Consider the following 3,540-nt stretch of genomic DNA (forward strand, 5'->3'; position numbering starts at 1 on the left):
CCTAGGCACCTCTTGCAAAGCAGCTAAGAGAATGACCATGTTGTACCCTAGAGTCTTCCAGACCGCTACCATTATGACGGCCGGCATCGCCCAACGAGTCGACGTAAGCCAAGGGATCGGTCCCAAGCCGATCCAGCCGAACACATAATTGATGAGGCCGATATCGGTGTCCAGCAGCCATTGCCAGATTAGGGCAACGGCCACACTCGACGCGACCACTGGCAGGAAGAACGCTGTACGGAACCAGTATAAGCCCCTTGTCTTGCCGTTCAATGCCAGCGCCAGGACGAGACCCAACGTTATGGTCAGCGGTACGGTGCCAAGTGAGTACAGGGTTGTGTTATATAGGGATTTCCAGAACAGCGGATCGGTAGCCAGTCGACGGTAGTTCTCTCCACCCACCAGTGTTGGCGGAGTGATAAGGTCCCAACTGGCGAAGCTAAGCAACAAAGAGGCAATTACCGGAAACGCGGAAAAGGCGACAAAGCCTAGTAAGTTTGGTGTCAGGAAAAGGTATCCGGCAAGCGCCTCCCTGGCTCGCTGAGGATTCCTAGCCATGCCCCACCGCACCTTTCGGAACGTGGTCGGAACCCGCCCCTTCGCGGCGGACCGAGTCCTTGGTTTGGCTCCCCCGAAGAATTGCCGGCAAGAGGTAAACGTAGTAGCCCATAACTGACCGACGGTTTGGCTACCGTGTGCCTCATCGACTGCATCACCAAAGCTCCCACAACCACCCTGCAGTCGATTGCCTGGCACACTCACAAGTCGCGTCTCGTGGGGGCACCGGAGGGGCGCTCACCGGCCCCTCCGGCCTTTGATCCGGTCGCGTGAAGAGTTTCCATCACCTTGAGCGGTCCAAGATCTCCTGGACGCGCGGCGCGATGGCATCCAACGCCCTCTGAGCAGGCTTCTCGCCTAGCGCGATGGCCTGTAATTCTGGGTTGAGGAGGGCTTCGACGTCCCCCCAGCCGGGCCGAAGCGGAAGCCTGCGCCCATAGTAATCCGAGATGGCTTGAGTTACTTCAGCAATCCGTCTTGGGGGCCTTGTTGGATCGGCAAACAGAGTCCACAGGTAAGGGTCGATTACGCTTGGGGGCACGCGCCTTGCCTTCACATAGAGCTCCTCGCCAGGCATCCCAGGGGCCCGTAGGAACTTCACGAACGTCCACGCGGCTTCGATATTCTTGCTGGTGGGACTGATGCCAATTGCGTTAGACTTAACGACTGTCGTACGCCGGTGAGCTCCGCCAGCGTATGGGAACGCTTCGAATTCAAAGTCCGGGAACTGCTGAAGAGCCAGGATTCCCGCGGCCCCTGACAAGTGCATCGCCAGCCGGTTGTTCACCATCCAGCGAGTCACCGCGTCTGGGTTAGGGAATTGCCCAGGTGGAGTGATGACACCTTGTTGGACCAACCCCGCAATCTCTTGGATGCGTTGCACCGACGCTGGTTGATTGAGAGTGAACTTCGTGCGCTCCTGGTCAAACACGTCCCCGCCCGCACTCCAGACGAAGGAAAGCCACTCCGGGAACAAGTATTGCATACCATAGCCGTACCGCCGGCTGGGGCCCGTGCCTCCACTTAAGGCCTTTGCTGCGGCAACAAAGTCCTCCCACCTCCAGTCCCATTGAGGCAAGGCTAGCCCCGCCTCCCTGAACATTTTCGTGTTCACAAATAGGTAATAAGGCGCCGTCCCCCATGGGAGACCGTAGTACCTGCCGTTCACCATGACCTCCTCTAGGCCTACGCGGTAATACCGCTCCAGAGGAATTCGATCGCGCTTGATGAGGTCGTTCAGGTCCAAGAGCGCCCCACGGGCGACGAACTCGTGTAGGTACAAGGAATCGACCCTCATGACGTCAGGCGCCCGACCACCTGCGATTAAGGTCATGAGCCCCTGCCGATACTCAGAGATTGGCATCACAACCGGTTCCACTCTGATGTCCGGATAGGCAGCGTGAAAAGCATCGATGATGTCCTTCTCGACACCGAGCGCAACAGGGTTTCCCCAGAACGCGTATCGGATGGTGATCGTACCAGCAGAAGCAATAGAGAGCCCCGAGAAAACGATGCTGGCAGTGACCAGTAACAAGACGGCCCATCTATGCAGGCCCTTGCTTGCAGTTCGAGTTTGTCGTACCGCATTTCCTCTCCACCATGCCGCTCGAGAACTGTTCTTCGCGCGCCCTTTCATCGTCAAGCCCTCCCATTCTCCCGCGGGATGTGTCCAACCCAGCCTTGTGATGGGCACACGATTCATTTCGGTTCAGCTGCCGTGTCGTTCCGCATTCCATGGTCCCCACCACCATCACACCTACACGATGCGAGACGCCTCATTCTCCGTCTTTCAGACCTGTCCCCCTACGACCGAGCCGCATGGCCGGCTCTCTTTGCCCTCTTTCTCCAGCACCCTCGCTACCGCCTCGCCTTTCACTTCGCTAGTTATCGCGAGTACACCACACCCCTTCTCTGGAAGAGATTCTTGGCCACGACTACGGCCAACCTCCGCATCAGGGTCTCTTGCCCAAAGCCAGCCGCCTCACGCCGCCATGTAACCCCCTTGTTGTGTAGAACGGGTCCGATTCGTCCAGCGGCAAGTTGACCCGCTCCCCTGTGGTAGCCGACTTGTACACAGCGGTAATGAACTCGATGCTGCGGCGTCCCTCGATCCCGTCCGCCAGCGGGCGGCCACCGGTGCGGATTGCCCGTAGTAGGTCACCTACCTGTGCGGTGTGTCCAGTGGCAGCGGGCAAGGGGACAGAGTTGGCGTACTGCTCCAGACGATCCACCAGGGCTGCATTGGGTACCGGGAATCCGCGTCCATCGGGGAGCTTAGCTGAAAGCTCCCAGGGCACAGCCACTGCGGCGTGTTCGCCGTTGATCTCCATAGCCACGTAGTCCCGGTGGCCGTCAACGGTGCCGATCACCTGGCCCATGGCACCGGATCGAAACCGCACGATGGCCATGGCGATGTCCTCGACCTCGATATCGTGGGCCAGGGCTTCCATGTCGGCGTACACGCTTGCAGCCTCCCCCATCACCCAGAGAAAAGCATCGATGGAGTGGATGGCGTGGTTCATGATCGCCCCACCACATTCGGTCTCCCAGGTACCCCGCCATGCGACGTCGTAGTAGTTCTGACCCCGGTACCAGACCGTCTCGCACTTGCCAAAGATCAAGCGTCCTAACTGTCTGCTGTCGACCAGGGCCTTCGTCCGCCAAATGTCGGGGCTGAACCGGTTCTGAAACACCACCGAGAGCAGGCGCCCCGCCCTGGCTGCCGCCGCGATCATCTCATCGCACTCCTGCAGCGAGGCAGCCATGGGCTTTTCGACCAGGACGTGCTTACCCGCCCCGAGCGCGGCCAGGGCAATGGGCGCGTGCAGGTAAGGAGGCGTGCAGATAGACACTAAGCCGAAGTTGCTCAACTTGAAGTCGCCCGATTTGCCGTTATGAAGCCATTTGCTGTCGTTTCAGGGCGAGGCCTTCTGTCTACCCATCGAGACAAGCGAGTGGAGGCCGACCCGGGCGAAGACCTCC

At 59.4% G+C, this 3,540-nt stretch carries 3 protein-coding genes; all 3 read right to left on the bottom strand.

All coding sequences use genetic code 11. The features are described 5' to 3' along the window. The coding region (locus AB1609_18280; protein ID MEW6048395.1) for a sugar ABC transporter permease at nt 1-558 on the bottom strand (558 nt) is incomplete at its 3' end. Nucleotides 559-841: 283 nt separating this feature from the next. Further along, nucleotides 842-2,092 carry a sugar ABC transporter substrate-binding protein gene (locus tag AB1609_18285; protein ID MEW6048396.1) on the bottom strand — a complete coding sequence of 417 codons (1,251 nt, stop codon included), beginning with the start codon at nt 2,090-2,092 and terminating at the stop codon, nt 842-844. Nucleotides 2,093-2,510: 418 nt separating this feature from the next. Continuing rightward, nucleotides 2,511-3,428, bottom strand: a complete 918-nt coding sequence (locus AB1609_18290) for a Gfo/Idh/MocA family oxidoreductase (GenBank protein MEW6048397.1) — start codon at nt 3,426-3,428, stop codon at nt 2,511-2,513. Nucleotides 3,429-3,540: the final 112 nt, after the last annotated feature.

It is taken from the genome of Bacillota bacterium (assembly GCA_040754675.1).
Lineage (GTDB): Bacteria > Bacillota > Limnochordia > Limnochordales > Geochordaceae > Geochorda.